Genomic DNA, 17,357 nt, shown 5'->3' with positions numbered 1-17,357 from the left:
CGCGTCCGGCCCGCCGCCAGCCAGCCACCGACGAAGTCCGTCAGGATCAAAGGCAATGACAACGAATTCGCCCCTCTCCAGGGTCGAGCCGGCGTCGCACCGGACTCGGCCCGCGCGATATGCAGCCGTGGCCGCGCTGCTGACGCTGATGCTTGGCCTGACTGCAACGTTTGCGGCATCCCGGGTGCTGCAGAACGGGGCACAGCACGCCGCCCAGGCGAGGTTCGAGCAAACCGCGATACTCGCGACGGCCGACCTTCGGCGCACGCTCCTCGGCGCGGTTGCCGTATTGCGCAGCGCGCGCGGCTTTGCGACAACCCTGCCGGCGCCGCAATCCGGGGCTGCGTGGCGCCGCTATCTCGCCAGTCTGAATCTGGACGGATTGCAGTCGCCGGTCCGCAGCCTCGGGAGAATCGAGCCGAGCGCGGCGGAGGACAATCAGGCGACCCGGCAGGCGCTGCAGCGCGCGGCGGAAACTGGCAGGATCGCGCTCGCCGCGAACGCGATCCAGGACAGCGCCGATGCGATGATTGCCCGGACGGAGCTGACGCTGTACCTGCCGATTTATGGGAGCGCTCAAAACATTGCTTCGTCCGGGCCGCAGCACGCGACGGCCACCGGGTACGTTTTTGCGGCGCTGAATCCGGATCGCCTCGTCGATTCGTCCGTTCTCGACCGCTTGCACCTGGAAATCACGGCCGACAATCCGGCCGCGCCGGTGTACTCCGGAGGCGTCGGCGTCGGCGACTCGACTGCCGCGCACGACATGCTCCAGCGAACCGATTCGCTGACGTTCGGCGGCAAGCCGCTCTCGCTGCGCTACGGCGCGCCGCGCGCCGACACGTCCGGCATCATGATGGCCGTCCTGCTGGCCGGCGCCGTGCTCTCGCTGACGCTGGCCGCGCTCGTGCAGCAGGTCGTCGCGAAGCGAGGGCTCGCCGGCATACCCGCCGGCGACAGCCAACCCACCGAGGCGCGGATGATGGGCATCATCCGGTCGTCGATGGAGGCCATCATCACCGTCGACGAACGACAGACGATCGTGATCTTCAACCCGGCCGCGGAACACGTGTTCGGCGTCTCCGCGATGGAGGCGGTCGGTGCGCCGCTGTCCCGCTTCATCCCCGAGCGCTTCCGCGCCGCGCATGCGCGACACGTCGAGCAATTCGGCGTGACGGGCGTGTCGGAGCGCCAGATGGGGCGGCAGCGCGTGCTGTTCGGCTTGCGCGCCGACGGCACCGAGTTTCCGATCGAGGCGTCGATCTCGCAGATTCGCGACGGCACCGGCAAGCTATACACGGTCATGCTGCGCGACGTGACCGAGCGCATGCGCGCGGAAAATGCCCTCAAGCAGTCACGCGAGGAACTGCGCGACCTGTCCGCCAACCTGCAGAACGTGCGCGAGGAAGAGAAGACGCGCATCGCCCGCGAGTTGCACGACGACCTCGGCCAGCAACTCACCGCGCTCAAGATGGATCTCTCGGCCGTCGAGCTGGGGCTCGGTGGTGTTGTCGCCCCCAATACCGATGTGCGCGAGCAGTTGGGCGGCATGCATCGCCTGATCGATTCGATCGTTGCGTCCGTGCGGCGCATCGCGGCCGATCTGCGGCCGGTGATGCTCGACGACCTGGGCCTCGTCCCGGCGATCGAATGGCTTGCAAACGATTTCACGCGCCGCTACCGGATCGCGGTCGACCGGGACATCGCGCCCGTCGACACCGCGTTCACCGGCACCGGCTCGACCACGCTGTTCCGCATCGTGCAGGAGGCGCTGACCAACGTCGCGCGGCACGCGGACGCGACGCACGTGAAGCTGGCATTGAAAGTGGAAGACGGATATTGCATGCTGCGCATCGCGGACAACGGTCACGGCGCGCCGGAGCACGCGCGCGAAGTGCAGGACCGCCCGTCGTTCGGCCTGATCGGCATCCGCGAGCGCGCGCACATGCTCGACGGGACGGTGACGATCGACAACCGGCCGGGCGCGGGATTCACGATCACCGTGGCGCTGCCGCTTCACGCCATCCAGCAGGGAGATGTGCAGTCATGATCAGGGTACTCATCGCCGACGACCACGCACTCGTCAGGGACGGTCTTCGACACATCCTGCGGAGCGCGAGCGGTTTCGAGGTCGTCGGGGAAGCGCAGGACGGTGCCTCGACGATCGCGCTCATGCGCGACACGGACGCCAACGTGCTGGTGCTCGACCTGTCGATGCCCGGCCGCAACGGCGTCGAACTCATCAAGCAGGTCAAGGACGAGAAGCCGGGATTGCATATCCTCGTGCTGACGATGCATGCCGAACAGCAATATGCGGTGCGTGCATTCCGGGCGGGCGCCTCGGGCTACATGACCAAGGAAAGTGCCAGCGCCGAACTGGTCGCCGCATTGAGCAAGATCGCGGCCGGCGGCGTCTACGTCAGCCTGACCATGGCCGAGCAGTTCGCGCAGAGTCTGAACGAGCCGACCGATCTCCTGCCGCACCAGCGCCTGTCCGACCGCGAGTTCGACGTCTTCCGGCGCGTCTCCACCGGCGAGTCGATTTCCGAAATTGCGCAGGCGCTCTGCGTCAGCGTCAAGACCGTCAGCACGTACAAGACGCGGATCCTCGAGAAGATGCAGATGCCGAACGACACGGCACTCGTGCGCTACGCGATGCGCCACAAGCTGTTCGAGGACCCGGACGACCTCTGACGGCGGCATCCGGCATGGCCGCGCCCCCGGTCTTGATGCCCCGAAAGTATCGCTGACGACGGCCATGCGGGCGCGGCGACGCTCGCGACAAGTTGCCGCGCCTTTGTAGGAACCCCCCTACAAGACTTCCATCTCACCTACGCCAACTTCAATTCCGGCTGATTTTCTTGACGTTGCGCAACATCCATACTGCACATCAAGAAAAGCGAACAAACGTGCCTCCCGGAGCCAAGGCCGCATCATCGACGAGACCGGCATATCGGTCTCCCGGCGCGTCCGGTGGGGTTTTCCCGACAGGAAGGCGGCAGAGAACAAGGCCGCCGGTACAACGGTCAGCGCACCCCGCCCGACGGCGAGCCGCCGCTGCCCCCGAACTGGAGCCGATCATGCAGAGCAGTGCCGAAGTCTCGACGGCCATGCCGTTACGCCCGTTCATCCCGCTGCACGCCATCGAACCGACGGATCAGCCCAAGCGCGCCGCGTCCCGTTGTTCGACGTGTGCATTGCGTACCGTCTGCCTGCCGCCCGATCTTTCGCCCGACGATTTCGTGCGCGTCGACGCGATGATCTGCACGACGCGCCACGTCAGGCGCGGCGAAACGCTGTTCCGCGCGGGCGACGCATTCAACAGCATTTATGCAGTGAGAACCGGATCGTTCAAGACCATCGTGATGCATCGCGACGGCGACGAGCAGATCACCGGCTTCCAGATCGTCGGCGAATCGCTCGGGCTGGATGGCGTGCACACCGGGCACCACAACGGCGACGCGATCGCGCTCGAGGACAGCACGGTCTGCATCATCCCGTTCGGCCAGCTCGAGCAGATGTGCCGGGAAGTGCGTCCCATGCAGCATCACGTGTATCAAATGATGAGCGGCGAGATCGTGCGCGAATCCTCCCAGATGCTGCTGCTCGGCACGATGAGTGCCGAGCAGCGGGTGGCCGCGTTCCTGCTGAATCTTTCCGCGCGCTTCAAGGCGCGCGGCTACTCGGCCGCGGAATTCGTGCTGCGGATGACGCGCGACGAAATCGGCGAATATCTCGGCATGAAGCTCGAAACGGTCAGCCGCATGCTGTCGAAGTTCCAGCACAAGGGGCTCGTCGCAGCGCAAGGCAAGCAGATCCGGATCGTCGATTCGGACGGCCTGCGGCAGATCTGAGCGCGCCGCGAAGCCGTCGAGGCGATCAGCCGCGTATGCCCAGCACGGCGGCGCCCGATACGCGCCCGCCGCGCAGGTCGTCGAGTGCGCGGTTCGCATCCGTCAGCGCGTAGCGCACCGCCTCGACCCGCAGCGGCATCGCGGCGGCGATCCGCATGAATTCGACTGCGTCCGCACGCGTCAGATTGGCCACCGATGCGATGCGGCGCTCGCCCCACAGCCACGCGTACGGAAAGCCCGGGATGTCGCTCATGTGAATGCCGCCGCACACGACGATCCCGCCTTTGTCGACCGCGCGCAGCGCGGCCGGCACCAGCGCGCCCACCGGCGCGAAAATCAGCGCGGCATCGAGCGGCTCCGGCGGCGCTTCGTCGCTGCCGCCGGCCCACGCGGCACCCAGCGACAGCGCGAGCTGCTGCGCCGCCATGTCGCCGGGCTTCGTCAGCGCGAACACCTTGCGTCCTTCGAAATGCGCGACCTGCGCGACGAGATGGGCCGCCGCCCCGAAACCGTAGATGCCGATGCGGCGTGCGCCGCCCGCCATGCGCAAGGTTCGATAACCGATCAGGCCGGCGCACAGGAGCGGCGCCGCCTCCAGATCGGAATAGCGTTGCGGCAGATGCACGCAATAGCGGTGATCGGCGACCGCGCACTCGGCATAACCGCCGTCGATCGTATAGCCGGTGAATCCGGGGCTGTCGCACAGGTTCTCGCGGCCGGACGTGCAGTACGCGCAATGCCCGCACGTCGACCCTAGCCAGGGAATGCCTACCCGGTCGCCCACGGCGAAGGCCGTCACGCCTTCGCCCAGTCGGCGCACCGTTCCGACGATTTCGTGCCCTGGAATCAGCGGCAGCTTCGGGTGCGCGAGCTCGCCGTCGACGACGTGCAGATCGGTCCGGCACACGCCGCACGCATGTACGTCGATCAGCAGCTGGCCCGCCGCGGGCGACGGATCCGGCACGCGCGCTTCGCGCAAATGCGGTGTCGTGCCGTCAAACATCATCGCAAGCATGCTCGCCTCCCTGCGCGACCGGTTTCGCGCGCTTCGCTTCCCAAGCGTAGTCGTCGGGGACCGCCTGCGTTGGCCCCGATGAAGGGCGCTTGACGTGGGTCAACGGCCGCCGGACGGTTGCTGACACGATGAAGTGGCCTGACGCCGCCCGCGCGGCAACCTGGAGATGATCGATGATATCCGTTCCCCCGCTTGCCGCAAGCGCCCGTCCCGAGCATCAGTTGAGGGAGTTGCTGGGCTATGCGGTGCTGGCTCCGTCCAGCCACAATTCCCAGCCGTGGCGCTTCCTGGTCAACGGCGCCACGATTTCCTTGTGCGCGGATCGCGTTCGCGCGTTGCCCGTGGTCGATCCGTTCGATCGCGAACTGATCATCAGCTGCGGCGCGGCGTTGCTCAACCTGCGTGTCGCGCTCGATCACGCCGGGCTCGCCCACACGATCAGCACGTTCCCTTCCGAAGTCGACCCCGATCTCCTTGCGACGGTCCGGATCTGCGACGACGGTTATTCCGATGCGTCCCTCGGCGCGCTGTTCGACGCGATTCCTGACCGCGTCACAACGCGCGCCCCTTTCGAATCGACGGCCGTGCCGGACGAGATCCAGCAAGAGTTGATCGCGGCCGGTGTCGCGGAAGGCGCCGACGTCGCGTGCGTCGACTCGATCGCGCATCGCGCACGCGTCGCGGAGCTGGTCGCCGAGGCCGACCGTCAGCAGTTCGCGGACCCGCGCTTCAGGCGGGAGCTGGCGAGCTGGATCGATCCGCGCCGGCACGTCGACGGCATGCCGGCATTCGCGGCAGGCGTGCCGACGTTGCTGGACTTCGCCGCGCCCGTCGTGACGATGGCGGTACGGACCTTCGATCTCGGCAACGGGCTGGCCGCGCTGCATCACCAGCTCGTCGGCGCATCGCCGTTGATCGTGTGCATCGCGACCGTGCGCGACGATCGCGAAGCGTGGCTCGCCGCCGGCCAGGCGCTGGAGCGCATCCTGCTCGTTGCGACGCGCGCGGGCTATACCGCGTCGTACCTGAACCAGCCGATCGAGACGGCCGGGTTGCGTGCCCATCTATGCCATATGCTCGGACTGCGCGGCCAGCCGCAGTTGCTGCTGCGCGTCGGGCGCGGTCCGCATACGCCGCATTCGCCGCGTCGCCCGCTCGACGAAGTGATCTCCTTCTCCTGATCTCGACGAGGAAACGAACATGAGCATCATGCGTTGCGCCGCCCTCTGCGCGATCGCCGTGACAACCGGCATGGCCGGCATGGCCGCCGCGCAGACGACCGTGCCCGAGCCGACCGAGCTCGTCAACGCGCAGCACTGCATGTTCTGTCATACGCAGGACATGACGTTCCTCGGGCCGTCGTTTCACGAGATCGCCGAGCGGTACCGCGACGATCCGCACGCCGCCGCGGAACTGGAGAGCAAGCTGCGCGTCGGCGGTCGTATGCATTGGGGCGACACGCCGATGCCGTCGGCCATCGATCGCGGCGGACCGCTGTCTGCCGACGACGCGCACCGGCTCGTGCAATGGGTGCTGAGCCAGTGACCGTCGCACGGCGCTTCCGTTGATGTCGACCACCGTCAAACGCGCTCCCGCCGGCATGGCAAAAGGCAACGCACGCCGCCGTCCCGCCCCCGTTGCGGCGATCGCGAAGGCGCCTGGCAAACGGCTACGCACGAGGCCCGATGCCGTCGTCCGCATGGATGGCATCCAGCGCATCTCACGCCGCGCACGGCGCACCGCCAAAATCCCGAACCGCACCCGGGCCAACGACGATGCGACCGTTCTGGAAGGCTCCGGCATGCGCGGTATCCGGCTGCAATTCGATTACTGGAAGGCCGAGGAGCGCCTGCAGAACGAGCGGATCGGCCATGCGGTCGTGATTTATGGCAGCACGCGTATCGTCGCGCCGTCGGTCGCCAACGCGCGGCTGGACGAAGCGAATCGCCTGCTCGCGGAGCGTCCGCACGACCCGAGCCGGCGGCGCGCCGTCGCGATCGCCAGCCGGCTCGTCGAATACGGCGTGTATTACCGCGTCGCGCGCGAGTTCGGGCGCATCGTCGCCCATGCCGACCGGTGCACGCGCACCGCGCGGCTGGCCATCGTCACCGGCGGCGGCCCCGGCATCATGGAAGCCGCGAACCGCGGCGCCTACGAGCGCGGCGCCCCGAGCATCGGCTTCAATATCGAGCTGCCGCGCGAGCAGGCGCCGAATCCGTACATCACGCCGAATCTCTGCTTCCGGTTTCACTATTTCGCGATCCGCAAGCTGCACCTGCTCGAGCGCGCGAAAGCGGCCGTCTTCTTCCCTGGCGGCTATGGCACGTTCGACGAGCTGTTCGAGGTGCTGACCCTGTTGCAGACGCGCAAGATCGCGCCGCTGCCGGTCGTCCTCGTCGGCGAGGCGTACTGGCGCCACGCGGTCGACCTGGCGTTTCTCGCGGACGAAGGGATGATCGACCGCCGCGATCTGGAACTGTTCACGTATTGCGAATCCGCCGCGGCGATCTGGCACGCGATCGGAAGCTGGTATGCGCGGCGTCGGGAACGCGCGCCGGCGCGCTGCAAGGCGTCTTCGAAGACCCGCGCAGTGTAGGAATCCGCCGACGACGCGGGCGTGTTTCCTACCGCGACTTCAGGGCCGGCTGATTGAATCGGGGGTGCGCGGCAACGATACTGAAACTACGGATACCGGCCGACCGGCACACCGATCGCACAACAACCTGGGAGAGACGTCATGTCACACGCCGACTATCGTTCCGATTCGGAGATGCGGGCCGCCACATCTGACTCGTCCGACACAGCCGCGCTCGACACGGTGGCACTCGTCGCGCTCGCTCGAGACGCCGGCATGCTCGTGATACTCGACGGGCAGATCGGGCGCGAGCGGTACGAAAGCGTGACGGGATCGATCGCCACACTGGCCCGCTTCGCCCAGGCGCTGCAGCTTTCCACGCTCAAGGCGGCGTGATGCCCGGCGTCGTGGCGTCGTGCCTCGGCCTCCGTCGCCGCTGCGACGGCCCCTGTTGCTGCGCGGTTTCACGTGTCTATTCGGGGGCGGCCACATTCCGATGAACGTCTGGCTGCCGGGGCAAGGCAACCCTTTCGTCCCGACCTTTCCGCGATGAACCGCGCGTTATCCGGACGGATCACCCGCATGCTCCCGGGTGTAGCGCTGCTCGCGCACTATCGTCGTGCGTGGCTTTCGCGCGACCTGTACGCGGGGATCGCGCTCTCGGCCGTCCTGGTGCCGGTCGGCATGAGCTACGCGCAGGCAGCCGGGCTGCCCGCCATCACGGGCCTCTACGCGTCGATTGCTGCATTGCTCGCCTATGCGCTGCTCGGCCCGAGCCGGATTCTCGTTCTCGGCCCGGATTCCGCGCTGGCGGCGCTGATCGCGGGTGCCATCGCCCCGCTTGCCGCCCATGATCCGCAGCGCACGATCGCGCTTTCCGGCGCGCTGGCGCTGTCGGCCGGCGCGATCTGCATCCTGCTCGGCGCGCTCGGTCTCGGCTTCGTCACCGATCTGCTGTCGCGCCCGATCCAGTACGGTTACCTCAACGGCATCGCCATCGCGCTCGTGGTCGGGCGGCTGCCCGAACTGTTCAGCATGCCGGTGTCGGGCAGCGACGTGTTTTCCAGCGTGCCGCACATCGTGCATGCCTTCGTCGACGGTCGTTTTTCCACCGCTGCCGGTTTGCTCGGCGTCGCGGTGCTGGCGACCATCATCCTGATCAAACGCGTGACGTCGCGCTGGCCCGGCATATTGATCGCCGTGCTGGCGGCAACGCTCGCCGCTCGCCTGCCGTCGTTGCATGGCGTCGCCACGGTCGGCGCGTTGCCGGCCGGCATGCCCACCCCGCACCTGCCGGCCGTCTCGCTTGCCGACGTGGGCGCACTTGCGTCCGGCGCGATCGCCGTCGCACTGGTGTCATTCGCCGACATCGGCATGCTGTCGCGCGCGCTTTCCGCACGGGCAGGCGATGCGCCGGACCGCAACCAGGAGCTGATCGCACTGGGCGCCGCCAATCTGCTCGCCGGCGTGACGCAGGGCTGCGCGGTCAGCAGCAGCGCGTCCCGCACACCGGTCGCGATCGCCGCGGGTGCGCAAAGCCAGGTCACGAATGTCGTCGCGGCCGCGTGCATCGCGATTCTGCTCATTGCCGCGCCGATGCTGCTCACATTCGTCCCGCGCACGGCACTGGCCGCTGTCGTGATCTATGCGGCGTTCGGCATCGCCGACGTGCGCAGCGTCGTGCGGCTATACCGGATGCGCCGTGGCGAATGTCTGATTTCGATGCTCTGTTTCGCCGGCGTGATCGGCATGGGCGTCGTACCCGGCATCCTGCTCGCCAGCGCGCTGTCGCTGCTGTCGTTCGTCTGGCGGGCCTGGCATCCGTACGACGCGGTGCTGGGCCGGCTGACGGGCGTGCGCGGCTATCACGACGTCGCGCGGCATCCGGACGCGGTGCAAACGCCCGGGCTCGTGCTGTTTCGCTGGGATGCGCCGCTCTTCTATGCGAACGTCGAGATCTTCTGCGAACATCTGCTCACGGCGATCGCGCGAGCGGCGGGTCCGGTCACGCGAATCGTGGTCGCCGCCGAGCCCGTCACCGACATCGACGTCAGCGCCGCGGATCGGCTCGTGGCACTGCACGCGGAACTCGGGGAACGCGGCATCGCGATGAATTTCGCGGAGATGAAGGGGCCGGTGAAGGACCGCCTGCGCGCCTACGGCCTGTTCGACGTGTTCGGTGCGGCCAGCTTCTTTCCGACCGTGACCGATGCGGTTGCCAGGCATGTTCGACGGCCGGAGCGACATACGCGTGGGTGCAAGAGAAAGCGCGCGCAGCGCCGGCGCGTCTCGCACAAGACGCGCTAGACGACTGCGGCGCGAATCGATGTGGCGATCGCCGCATCGCGCGACGGGACCGACCGCCTTCGTCGACCTGCCCCGCCCACCGGTTCAGAGCGTGAAGGTGTTCGACTTCTTCATCTCGATCCACGTCATCCCGGCTCGCAGCGCGTCGATCGCGGCTTCGCGCTCGGTTGCATGCGTCCTGCTTTGCGAGAACGTTCGCTCGCAAGCGCCGTCCGGCGATTTGAGCGTGACGTGGATCCGGCAACGGAAGCCGCCGGATTCGGCCGCGACCGTCTCGATCGCGACCGACCAGTCCGCTTCGTGAAGTTCACCCGAAAGTGTCATCTGACCGCCCTCCTGGCCCGCCGCGAATCGCACATCCGCCAGCGGGATTTACTCGACCACCAGATCATCGACGACGGCGCGCACGCCGCGCGCCGACCACGCGGCACCGCGCACGGCCTTGCGCTCGGAAAACGAGCCGACCTTGCCGGACAGCCGCACGGTGCCGTCGTGCACGTCGATGGCGATGTGCTTCGCCTCGCGCTCCGCATGACGCATGATCGCGCGCTTGATGTTCCCGCCGATGTCGTCCGCACCGACCGTCCCCTGTACCGCGATGTGGTCGGTCACGCCCGTCACGCTGCGCATCTGCGAGATCGTGCGCACGGCCAGGTGGCTCTGGTACGCCCAGTCGACCTTGCCGGACAACGTGATCCAGCCGCGTTCGACCTGGACCTTGACCGCGTCGTCATGCAGCCCGACCGTCCAGTGCAGCACCGAGCGCACCGCTTTCGCGATGTCCTCGTCCGTGCGCACGTCGTCGTCCGGCAGATGCACGGTCAAGTCGACGACGAGCGCCTTGACACCGGCCACGCGGTTCGCCGCGCGCTCGATCGCCAGTTTCTCCGCGTAGCTCGGCGGGTGCCCCGAAAGCGTCACGATCCGGTCGGTCACCTCGACGCCGATGCGTGTCGAATCGATCGACGGGTCGGACTCCAGTTCGTCCTGGACATCCTGCTTCAACTGCTTGTCGGTTTTCATCGTCTGCTCTCCTGTGAGCCACGGCGTGCCTGTCCGCCGCACCTAGCCAGATTTGCACATGTGCGGCGCCCGATCGCTGATGCAGGTCAACGGATGCCGCGCGCCGCACATCGTGGTCGGCCGGTGCGCCACTTGACGGAAGTCAAGCCGCTACGGCCCGGCCGTCTTATCGTGAAATCGCCGATGCGCGCCGTTCCAGGCACGCGCAATCACGCTTCAAGGAGACTCGAATGACCGAACAGCAGCTGTTGACCTATTCGCCGGCGCCCGTGATGCAGCCGGCGTCGCCCGAGGGCGACTCGCCGGCGATCGTCGATCTGCCGCGCCCGATGCTCGACAACGACGTGCCGCTGATGGCGGCGCTCGCGACTCGAATGAGCACCCGCGAATTCGCCTCCACACCGCTCCCGCCGATGACGCTCGGCACGATGCTGTGGGCAGCGGACGGCATCAACCGCCCGGCGAGCGGCGGTCGTACCGCGCCGTCCGCGCACGCATTCAATGAAATCGACATCTATGTCGCGCTGCCGTACGGCGTCTATCGCTACGATGCGCCCGCGCATCGGCTGGTGCTGAAACACGCGGTCGATGCGCGCAACCTCACGGGCTATCAGGACTTCGTCGGCCGCGCGCCGCTGGATCTCGTCTACGTCGTCCGGACGGGGGCGATACTCGACATGCCGCCGCAGCAACGCGACGTGTTCTCGGCGATCGCGGCCGGCGCCATCGCACAGAACGTCTCGCTGTATTGCGCGGCGGCCGGCCTCGGAACGGTCGTGCGCGGCTGGATCAATCACCGCACGCTCGCCGACGCGCTGAGGCTGAACGAGGACGAGCTGCCGATCCTCGCGCAGACGGTCGGCTATCGGCCCTGCAGTACGCCATCGCATGCGTGAGGGCGAATGCTTGCGTTCCAACGAAACAGCGCGCGGATCGCTCCGCGCGCCGGGTCCTCCCGATGGGCGATGCGTGCCTGCATCGCCCGTTGCCCGTCGTCCGATCAGCTGATCGTGAGTTTCTTCTGCCCGACCTGCGCCTTCTTCGGCAGCGTCAGCGACAGCACGCCATCCTGATACGTCGCCGTCGCGCTGGCGTCATCGATGTCGCCGGGCAGCGAGAACGTGCGGCTGATCGCACCGCTGTAGCGCTCGCGCCGGATCACGCGTTCGCCGTTCTTCTGTTCGGTGTTGCGCTCGATCTTCGCGTTGATCGATACGGTATTTCCCGTCACCTGGACGTCGATGTCGTCCTTTGCGACGCCGGGCAGTTCCGCGTTGACCGTATACGCCTTGTCGTTTTCGGAGACGTCGATCTTCATCGACGCAAGATCGGGCTCGTCTGCCAGTGCCATGCCGCGTAGCGGCCTGAACAGCCCCTGGAACAGATCGGACACGGGTTCCATCGAAAACGGATCGTAACGCGTCATGTTGCTCATGGTTCGTACTCCTCATACGGTGACATGCGACCGGCGCTTTCGTCCCGACAGCATCGGCCGCAATGAAGATCGGATGGCGCGACACCGACACCACATGCCGCGCATGGGACGAATGATCTTTCGAAATCCAGCGTACCCGCACGCCCCGGCACGCGCTTGATGCGCGTCAAGGGTGGCGGTCGATTACGTACAGAACCGGAAATGGCCGCTGTGGAGCAGGATCGGCCGTCCGCCGATTTCCTCGAGCAGCCAGCGGGCAGTGCGCTCGATGGCGGGACGATGTCGCGCAAAGGCCTCGACGAGATCCTGCTCGCGAGGCGACGCCGCGCGGAAGTGGTCTTCCAGCGCGGCCGAGGTGATCGCGCAGCGCACGCGGCGACCTTCGACGAGCGCCGGAAAACTCAGCGCGGAATCGAGGTCGCAATACGTCGGATGTTCGGAAGGAAACGATATCTGCATGACGATCACCTGCACAGGTGGCGCACTGGCCCTAGGCCGCGACCGTGGCGTGTGAGGTGTCCTCGCCGCGCACGAGCATGACCGCGCAACTCGATGCGCGAAGGAAGCGTTCGGCGACGCTGCCGAGCACCAGCCGCCGGACACCGCGTCGACCGTGCGTGCCGACCACGGCCAGATCGATCGAACGATCGACGACGTAGCGCTGCAGGCGCTCCGCGACGTCCTGACCCAGATCGGTCTCGATGATTTCCGTCTCGCCGTTGACTGCGGCGCGCGAGATCGTCCGGTCGGCGTCTCGCAAGATCGCGGCGCCATGGCGCCGGATCTCGTCGAGCAAGGCTTCCGGCTCCATGCGGCCGCCGTAGGCGAACAGCGTGGATTTGTCGACGACGAACACGGCAAACAGGCGGGCGCCGCATAACCTGGCCATCCTGAGGCCTTCGTCGAGCGCCTGATTCGCCGAAGGACTACCGTCCGTGGCGACCATGATATTCGTGTACATGCGAACCTCGCTGATGAAGCGACGCGCCGGCGGCGTCCGGATTCGCTTCCATCATCGGTGCTCGCCGCAAGCAGGCGTTGACCGAGGTCAACGGTTTGGAGCCGCGGCGAAACCGGTACGAGAAGAAACGGGCGCCGTTGGCCGGCATCCGGCCGACCGAGAGGCGAGACGCCGCATTGCCGACGGCTGACGGAATCTGTCGCTAGCCCGGCGGTTTCTCGTCTGACCGGAAGCCTTGCTCGATTTGAAGGATTTTCCTGGCGCACACATCGTATTGCCATCCCGGGCCGCCGTTGCTGTCATACATGCCCTTGCACATCGCCTTGAGCCGGATCACCGAGCCGCCGCCCGATTCCGCGCGTGATGCCCACAGATAGACTTCTCCAGCCAGATACGGTTGCGCCGTTTCGATCCGGTCCGCACTGAATTGCGTGATTCGGGTTGACGAATGATCCTGGACGTAGCGCCGCGTGCGGCTCCACGCGCGGTCGCATTCGGACGGGGTCGAACACTGCAGCGATGCGGCCTGACGCATCGCAAGTAGCTGCGTCTCCGTCGACCTGAAGGTCGCGAGCCGGTCCGGTCCTGCACACGCACCCAGCGCAAGCAGCACGCCAACCATCAAAATCCGTCGTTTCATCGCCAATGCCTCGCGAGGCTGTGAGTTCCGCTCGCAACGGAATGGCATGATCGCGCTCGGCATCGAGCCGACCGCATCGCGACTGGCATGCGGCATTTCGCATGCAGTCGCGCACCACCATTGCGCAAGCGCTGAATTCAACTGTATTGCCACTCCGCCGAACGCGGTTGATGTGTGTCATCAGACGCGTTCGCGCGCGACGGACAGCGCATCATCGCGGCCGGTGTGGAGGCGGCGCGCGGCCGACGCAGGCCACCCTCCCAGTCAGCCCTGCTTGACGGACATCAAGTCGAAACATCCGTGGGTCGGCTGCAATAGAGGGCGTCGAATCGGCGACCCTTGGCCGGTCAACCCGATCCAGTGACATCGAACTGGCGAGAACATGCCATGCCCGATGCTCGTTTCGAACCCACTCCAGCGGGTGCGGCATCCCGAACGCGCGCCCCGTATAACCGATCCGTTCATCATGCCCCGATCGCCGCATGTTCCGTTCGCGCTGAGTCGCGGAGATGCCCGACGAAAGTCGACGCAATTCGATCGCGCAATGCGCCGACCCGCCACCTATCCCCACCCCGCGGGCCGGATCGAGCGGATCGAAACCCATCTGTCCGTCGTTTATCTGGCCGGGCGCTACGCGTACAAGCGCATCAAGCCCGTGCACTTCGCCTTCGTCGATCTCATGCGGCCCGCACTGCGGCGCCGCTGCGCGCTCGCGGAGTGCACGCTCAATCGGCCGTTCGCCGGCCCGCTGTACCTGGGTGTCTGGCCGCTCGTCTCGCACGGCCGGCGATGCGCGTTCGCTGCACCGGTGCCGACCGGCGGGCGCCGGCGCCGGCGCCAGCAGCAGACGGTGCCGGGCGAGTACGTGGTGCGCATGCGCCGGTTCGACGCGCGGGCGATGTTGTCGGTTCGCAGCGCATCGCACGACGACGGTCTGGCGGATGCTGACGCCCTCGCCGATACGCTGGCCCGCCATCATCTGCACGCGTCACGCCGTGCGCCACGCGGCCGTGCCGGCAGCGCAGCGAGCGTCGCCGCCCAGTGCCGGCCCTTGCTCGACACGCTCGACATCACGGTGCCGGACGAAGCCGCGCTGCGCGCCTGGTACGAAGCCGAACTGACCCGCATCGCACCGCTGCTCGCCGATCGGCATGCGCTCGGCTTCGTGCGCGCGTGCCATGGGGACCTGCATCTCGACAACATCGTATGCTGGCGGAACCGGATCCTGATGTTCGACTGCATCGAATTCGACGACACGCTGCGCTGGATCGACGTGGCGAGCGATCTTGCGTTCGCGCTGATGGATTTCTCCGCTCATGGACGTGCGGATTGTGCCCACCGCCTCCTTTCCGGCTGGCTGGCACGCACGGGCGACCATGCGGCACTGGGCGTGCTGCCGTGCTACTTCGTCTACCGTGCGCTGGTACGTGCGCTGACCGCCCGACTGCGCGGTGACGAAGCGGCGCGCGCCGGCTACTTGCGCATTGCGTCGGCGATGGCCGATGCGCGACGCGAAGCGCAACCGGTGTTGCTCCTGTGTCACGGGGTTTCCGGCTCGGGCAAATCGCTGGCCAGCCGGGCGCTGGCCGCGCAACTCGGCGCCATAAGGTTGTCCAGCGACGTCGAGCGCAAGCGCCTGGCCGGTGCATCGACCGACACCCGCCTGTCCCCCGGCGCCTATTCGGACACGGCGATCGACGAGATTTACGAAAGGCTGCTTTCGGAGGCTCGCGTGGTCCTCGACAGCGGCTACACGGCGATCGTCGACGCGACGTTCCTGCGCCAGCACAACCGTTCCGCGTTCGTCGCCCTCGCCGCACGGCTCGGCGTGCGCGTCGCAATGCTCGATTTCACCGCGAGTCCGGCAACGCTCACCGCGCGCGTCGCTGCCCGCGCGGCACGCGGACACGATGCCTCCGATGCCGACACCGCCGTGCTGGCCCGGCAGATCGGGCATGCCGACCCGCTCACCGAAGCCGAAGCCGCGATCGCGATTCGTTTCGACACCGATTGCGATGCCGCGGCGTACGAAAGCCGCGCGTTCTGGGCGCCGTTGCTCGCCACGCTGCGCACATGAGCGCGCGGGGCGCATGCCTCGGGCAAGCCGCCCGGCCGCGCCGGGCGCCGGCCCCGCAACGTCACGCGCGGAAACGCTGCTCCTCGATCTGCTGCAGCTTGCCGACTTCCACGACGCCGCTGAGCAACCCCGCGAGATGCTCGACGATATCGTCGAGCGTCACGATACCGACGAGGCGGCCTGCATCGTCGACCACCGGCAGTCTCCGAATGCCCGACCGGCGCATCTCTTCGAGCGCGACGCCGATCTCGTCCGTGTCGGACACGACGACGAGACCCCGCGACATGATCTGGCCGGCCGTCACGTCGCCCGGATCGTCGCCGCGGGCCATCACCTCGATCACCAGGTCGCGGTCGGTAATCAGGCCGATCGGAATGGCTTCGCCATTGCGGTACTCGATCACGACGATGTCGCCGACGTGCGCGTGCCGCATGCGATCGGCCAGTTCAAACGCACTGCATTCGGCCGTGCACGTTTCGACCGGTTGGGTACTGATTCTTCCGATGTGCATGATGAGGCTCCCATTGCCCTTTGCATGGACGATACGCATGCGCACCGCCCCGCGGCGACACATGTTTCCCGAGTTCAGGGTAAGCGCGGCGCCCCGGGCAGGCTTGACGCACGTCAACCTGCCGCTCGCCGTCGGGGCCTGACGCGGCGCGGACGGCGCGGACGGCGCGGACGGCGAGGCGGCGAGGCGGCGAGGCGGCGAGGCGGCGAGGCGGCGACCGTCCATGATCTGCCTCAACGGCCACGTACGTGCCACCGATAACGTGACGATAAGTCGTGAAATTCGATTCCGGCCGCACCGCTGGCCGGCAACGCCACCTCCGTCCCGCGGATTCCGTCGCCATGACCTACGCATTGATTCTGGTGAACTTCGCCGTGTTCATCGCCGAGGTGAGCGGCTGGCCGGTGCTCATCGATCTGTTCGCGCTATGGCCGCCGGCACGACCGGGCGTGCCGGCGACACCGGGTTTCCACGTCTGGCAGTTGCTGACCTACAGCGTGCTGCATGCCAGCCTCGCCCATATCGCGTTCAACATGTTCGGGCTCTACATGTTCGGACGCGACGTCGAACGCGTGCTCGGGCGCGCGCGCTTTCTCGCGCTCTATCTGGCGAGCGTGCTGGCCGGCGCGATCACGCAGCTCGCGGTGATCCGGGCCCTGCCGCCCAGCAACGCACCGACCGTCGGTGCGTCGGCCGGCGTTTTCGGCGCGCTGATCGCCTATGCCGTGCTGTTTCCGAAACGACGCGTCGTGCTGCTGTTTCCACCGGTACCGATGCCCGCATGGCTCTTCGCGACCGGCTATGCGTTGACCGAACTGCTGTCCGGCCTCAGCGGCGACACGAGCGGTGTCGCGCATTTCGCCCATCTCGGCGGAATGCTCGGCGCGCTCGCGTGCCTCGCCTTCTGGCGAACACGCGCGGACGAGCGCGCGTGACGCCGGTTCCCGCCGATGGCGGGA

General features: G+C 67.2%; 19 protein-coding genes. 11 read left to right on the top strand and 8 right to left on the bottom strand.

From position 1 onward, the window contains the following. The first annotated feature begins 55 nt into the window (after positions 1–55). From WS66_RS30325 to fnr, 3 genes are all read left to right on the top strand, one after another. On the top strand, positions 56–2,050 hold the full coding sequence (locus WS66_RS30325) for a PAS domain S-box protein (protein WP_059602670.1): 1,995 nt from the start codon (positions 56–58) through the stop codon (positions 2,048–2,050). Continuing rightward, positions 2,047–2,694: a response regulator gene (locus WS66_RS30320; protein ID WP_059602668.1), complete on the top strand. Its 648-nt coding sequence runs from the start codon at positions 2,047–2,049 to the stop codon at positions 2,692–2,694. The genes WS66_RS30325 and WS66_RS30320 overlap by 4 nt, the downstream gene beginning before the upstream one ends. A gap of 386 nt (positions 2,695–3,080) precedes the next feature. Continuing rightward, complete coding sequence (gene fnr / locus WS66_RS30315) at positions 3,081–3,854, top strand: fumarate/nitrate reduction transcriptional regulator Fnr (protein ID WP_059602665.1); 774 nt, start codon at positions 3,081–3,083, stop codon at positions 3,852–3,854. A 25-nt stretch (positions 3,855–3,879) separates the two neighbouring features. Here fnr and WS66_RS30310 read toward each other — a convergent pair whose 3' ends face one another. After that, positions 3,880–4,869: a zinc-dependent alcohol dehydrogenase family protein gene (locus WS66_RS30310; protein ID WP_059602662.1), complete on the bottom strand. Its 990-nt coding sequence runs from the start codon at positions 4,867–4,869 to the stop codon at positions 3,880–3,882. A gap of 173 nt (positions 4,870–5,042) precedes the next feature. Here WS66_RS30310 and WS66_RS30305 point away from each other — a divergent pair, with 173 nt between their 5' ends. The 5 genes from WS66_RS30305 (at position 5,043) to WS66_RS30285 (ending at position 9,751) form a co-directional block, all read left to right on the top strand. Next, on the top strand, positions 5,043–6,050 hold the full coding sequence (locus WS66_RS30305) for an Acg family FMN-binding oxidoreductase (protein ID WP_059602659.1): 1,008 nt from the start codon (positions 5,043–5,045) through the stop codon (positions 6,048–6,050). A 19-nt stretch (positions 6,051–6,069) separates the two neighbouring features. Then, positions 6,070–6,414 (top strand): c-type cytochrome, encoded by a 345-nt coding sequence (locus WS66_RS30300; protein WP_059602656.1) that lies wholly within the window; start codon positions 6,070–6,072, stop codon positions 6,412–6,414. Between the two features lie 22 nt (positions 6,415–6,436). Continuing rightward, positions 6,437–7,465: an LOG family protein gene (locus WS66_RS30295; RefSeq protein ID WP_059602653.1), complete on the top strand. Its 1,029-nt coding sequence runs from the start codon at positions 6,437–6,439 to the stop codon at positions 7,463–7,465. Positions 7,466–7,639: 174 nt separating this feature from the next. Continuing rightward, entirely contained in the window at positions 7,640–7,840 is a 201-nt protein-coding gene (locus WS66_RS30290) for a hypothetical protein (RefSeq protein ID WP_236873022.1), read from the top strand. Between the two features lie 153 nt (positions 7,841–7,993). Further along, on the top strand, positions 7,994–9,751 hold the full coding sequence (locus WS66_RS30285) for a SulP family inorganic anion transporter (protein ID WP_059602646.1): 1,758 nt from the start codon (positions 7,994–7,996) through the stop codon (positions 9,749–9,751). Positions 9,752–9,835: 84 nt separating this feature from the next. Here the strand turns inward: WS66_RS30285 and WS66_RS30280 are convergent, their stop codons facing one another. Continuing rightward, a complete protein-coding gene (locus WS66_RS30280) occupies positions 9,836–10,075 on the bottom strand; it encodes a hypothetical protein (RefSeq protein WP_059602642.1) in 240 nt (79 codons plus the stop codon). A gap of 48 nt (positions 10,076–10,123) precedes the next feature. Next, complete coding sequence (locus WS66_RS30275; protein ID WP_059602640.1) at positions 10,124–10,774, bottom strand: BON domain-containing protein; 651 nt, start codon at positions 10,772–10,774, stop codon at positions 10,124–10,126. 230 nt (positions 10,775–11,004) lie between these two features. On the opposite strand from WS66_RS30275, the gene WS66_RS30270 reads away from it, so the two are divergent. Further along, complete coding sequence (locus tag WS66_RS30270; RefSeq protein ID WP_059602637.1) at positions 11,005–11,670, top strand: nitroreductase family protein; 666 nt, start codon at positions 11,005–11,007, stop codon at positions 11,668–11,670. A 104-nt stretch (positions 11,671–11,774) separates the two neighbouring features. Here the strand turns inward: WS66_RS30270 and WS66_RS30265 are convergent, their stop codons facing one another. The 4 genes from WS66_RS30265 to WS66_RS30250 form a co-directional block, all read right to left on the bottom strand. Further along, complete coding sequence (locus tag WS66_RS30265; RefSeq protein WP_059602634.1) at positions 11,775–12,209, bottom strand: Hsp20/alpha crystallin family protein; 435 nt, start codon at positions 12,207–12,209, stop codon at positions 11,775–11,777. Positions 12,210–12,392: 183 nt separating this feature from the next. Continuing rightward, on the bottom strand, positions 12,393–12,668 hold the full coding sequence (locus WS66_RS30260) for a DUF1488 domain-containing protein (protein ID WP_059602631.1): 276 nt from the start codon (positions 12,666–12,668) through the stop codon (positions 12,393–12,395). Positions 12,669–12,699: 31 nt separating this feature from the next. Then, complete coding sequence (locus WS66_RS30255; RefSeq protein ID WP_059602627.1) at positions 12,700–13,170, bottom strand: universal stress protein; 471 nt, start codon at positions 13,168–13,170, stop codon at positions 12,700–12,702. Between the two features lie 202 nt (positions 13,171–13,372). Beyond that, positions 13,373–13,906, bottom strand: coding sequence for a hypothetical protein (locus tag WS66_RS30250; protein ID WP_236873008.1), 534 nt, complete (start codon positions 13,904–13,906; stop codon positions 13,373–13,375). A gap of 370 nt (positions 13,907–14,276) precedes the next feature. On the opposite strand from WS66_RS30250, the gene WS66_RS30245 reads away from it, so the two are divergent. Further along, on the top strand, positions 14,277–15,887 hold the full coding sequence (locus WS66_RS30245) for a bifunctional aminoglycoside phosphotransferase/ATP-binding protein (protein WP_059602624.1): 1,611 nt from the start codon (positions 14,277–14,279) through the stop codon (positions 15,885–15,887). 61 nt (positions 15,888–15,948) lie between these two features. Here the strand turns inward: WS66_RS30245 and WS66_RS30240 are convergent, their stop codons facing one another. Beyond that, the gene (locus WS66_RS30240) at positions 15,949–16,398 is read right to left on the bottom strand and encodes a CBS domain-containing protein (protein ID WP_059602622.1); all 450 of its coding nucleotides are present in this window, start codon (positions 16,396–16,398) and stop codon (positions 15,949–15,951) included. A gap of 341 nt (positions 16,399–16,739) precedes the next feature. Here WS66_RS30240 and WS66_RS30235 point away from each other — a divergent pair, with 341 nt between their 5' ends. Next, positions 16,740–17,333: a rhomboid family intramembrane serine protease gene (locus WS66_RS30235; RefSeq protein ID WP_059602619.1), complete on the top strand. Its 594-nt coding sequence runs from the start codon at positions 16,740–16,742 to the stop codon at positions 17,331–17,333. Positions 17,334–17,357: the final 24 nt, after the last annotated feature.

This window comes from Burkholderia sp. LA-2-3-30-S1-D2 (genome assembly GCF_001523915.2).
GTDB classification, from domain to species: Bacteria; Pseudomonadota; Gammaproteobacteria; order Burkholderiales; family Burkholderiaceae; genus Burkholderia; species Burkholderia diffusa.
The sequence above is the reverse complement of the archived record's forward strand: the minus strand, read 5'-3'. Positions and strand labels throughout refer to the sequence as shown.

What these genes read in the sequence shown, in the direction of transcription:
- WS66_RS30250 (WP_236873008.1), bottom strand. Translation starts at nt 13,906, where the DNA reads ATGCCGCATGCCAGTCGCGATGCGGTCGGCTCGATGCCGAGCGCGATC.
- WS66_RS30255 (WP_059602627.1), bottom strand. Translation starts at nt 13,170, where the DNA reads ATGTACACGAATATCATGGTCGCCACGGACGGTAGTCCTTCGGCGAAT.
- WS66_RS30265 (WP_059602634.1), bottom strand. Translation starts at nt 12,209, where the DNA reads ATGAGCAACATGACGCGTTACGATCCGTTTTCGATGGAACCCGTGTCC.
- WS66_RS30280 (WP_059602642.1), bottom strand. Translation starts at nt 10,075, where the DNA reads ATGACACTTTCGGGTGAACTTCACGAAGCGGACTGGTCGGTCGCGATC.
- WS66_RS30310 (WP_059602662.1), bottom strand. Translation starts at nt 4,869, where the DNA reads ATGCTTGCGATGATGTTTGACGGCACGACACCGCATTTGCGCGAAGCG.
- WS66_RS30305 (WP_059602659.1), top strand. Translation starts at nt 5,043, where the DNA reads ATGATATCCGTTCCCCCGCTTGCCGCAAGCGCCCGTCCCGAGCATCAG.
- fnr (WP_059602665.1), top strand. Translation starts at nt 3,081, where the DNA reads ATGCAGAGCAGTGCCGAAGTCTCGACGGCCATGCCGTTACGCCCGTTC.
- WS66_RS30235 (WP_059602619.1), top strand. Translation starts at nt 16,740, where the DNA reads ATGACCTACGCATTGATTCTGGTGAACTTCGCCGTGTTCATCGCCGAG.
- WS66_RS30270 (WP_059602637.1), top strand. Translation starts at nt 11,005, where the DNA reads ATGACCGAACAGCAGCTGTTGACCTATTCGCCGGCGCCCGTGATGCAG.
- WS66_RS30295 (WP_059602653.1), top strand. Translation starts at nt 6,437, where the DNA reads ATGTCGACCACCGTCAAACGCGCTCCCGCCGGCATGGCAAAAGGCAAC.
- WS66_RS30320 (WP_059602668.1), top strand. Translation starts at nt 2,047, where the DNA reads ATGATCAGGGTACTCATCGCCGACGACCACGCACTCGTCAGGGACGGT.
- WS66_RS30275 (WP_059602640.1), bottom strand. Translation starts at nt 10,774, where the DNA reads ATGAAAACCGACAAGCAGTTGAAGCAGGATGTCCAGGACGAACTGGAG.
- WS66_RS30300 (WP_059602656.1), top strand. Translation starts at nt 6,070, where the DNA reads ATGAGCATCATGCGTTGCGCCGCCCTCTGCGCGATCGCCGTGACAACC.
- WS66_RS30285 (WP_059602646.1), top strand. Translation starts at nt 7,994, where the DNA reads ATGAACCGCGCGTTATCCGGACGGATCACCCGCATGCTCCCGGGTGTA.
- WS66_RS30325 (WP_059602670.1), top strand. Translation starts at nt 56, where the DNA reads ATGACAACGAATTCGCCCCTCTCCAGGGTCGAGCCGGCGTCGCACCGG.
- WS66_RS30260 (WP_059602631.1), bottom strand. Translation starts at nt 12,668, where the DNA reads ATGCAGATATCGTTTCCTTCCGAACATCCGACGTATTGCGACCTCGAT.
- WS66_RS30245 (WP_059602624.1), top strand. Translation starts at nt 14,277, where the DNA reads ATGCCCCGATCGCCGCATGTTCCGTTCGCGCTGAGTCGCGGAGATGCC.
- WS66_RS30240 (WP_059602622.1), bottom strand. Translation starts at nt 16,398, where the DNA reads ATGCACATCGGAAGAATCAGTACCCAACCGGTCGAAACGTGCACGGCC.
- WS66_RS30290 (WP_236873022.1), top strand. Translation starts at nt 7,640, where the DNA reads ATGCGGGCCGCCACATCTGACTCGTCCGACACAGCCGCGCTCGACACG.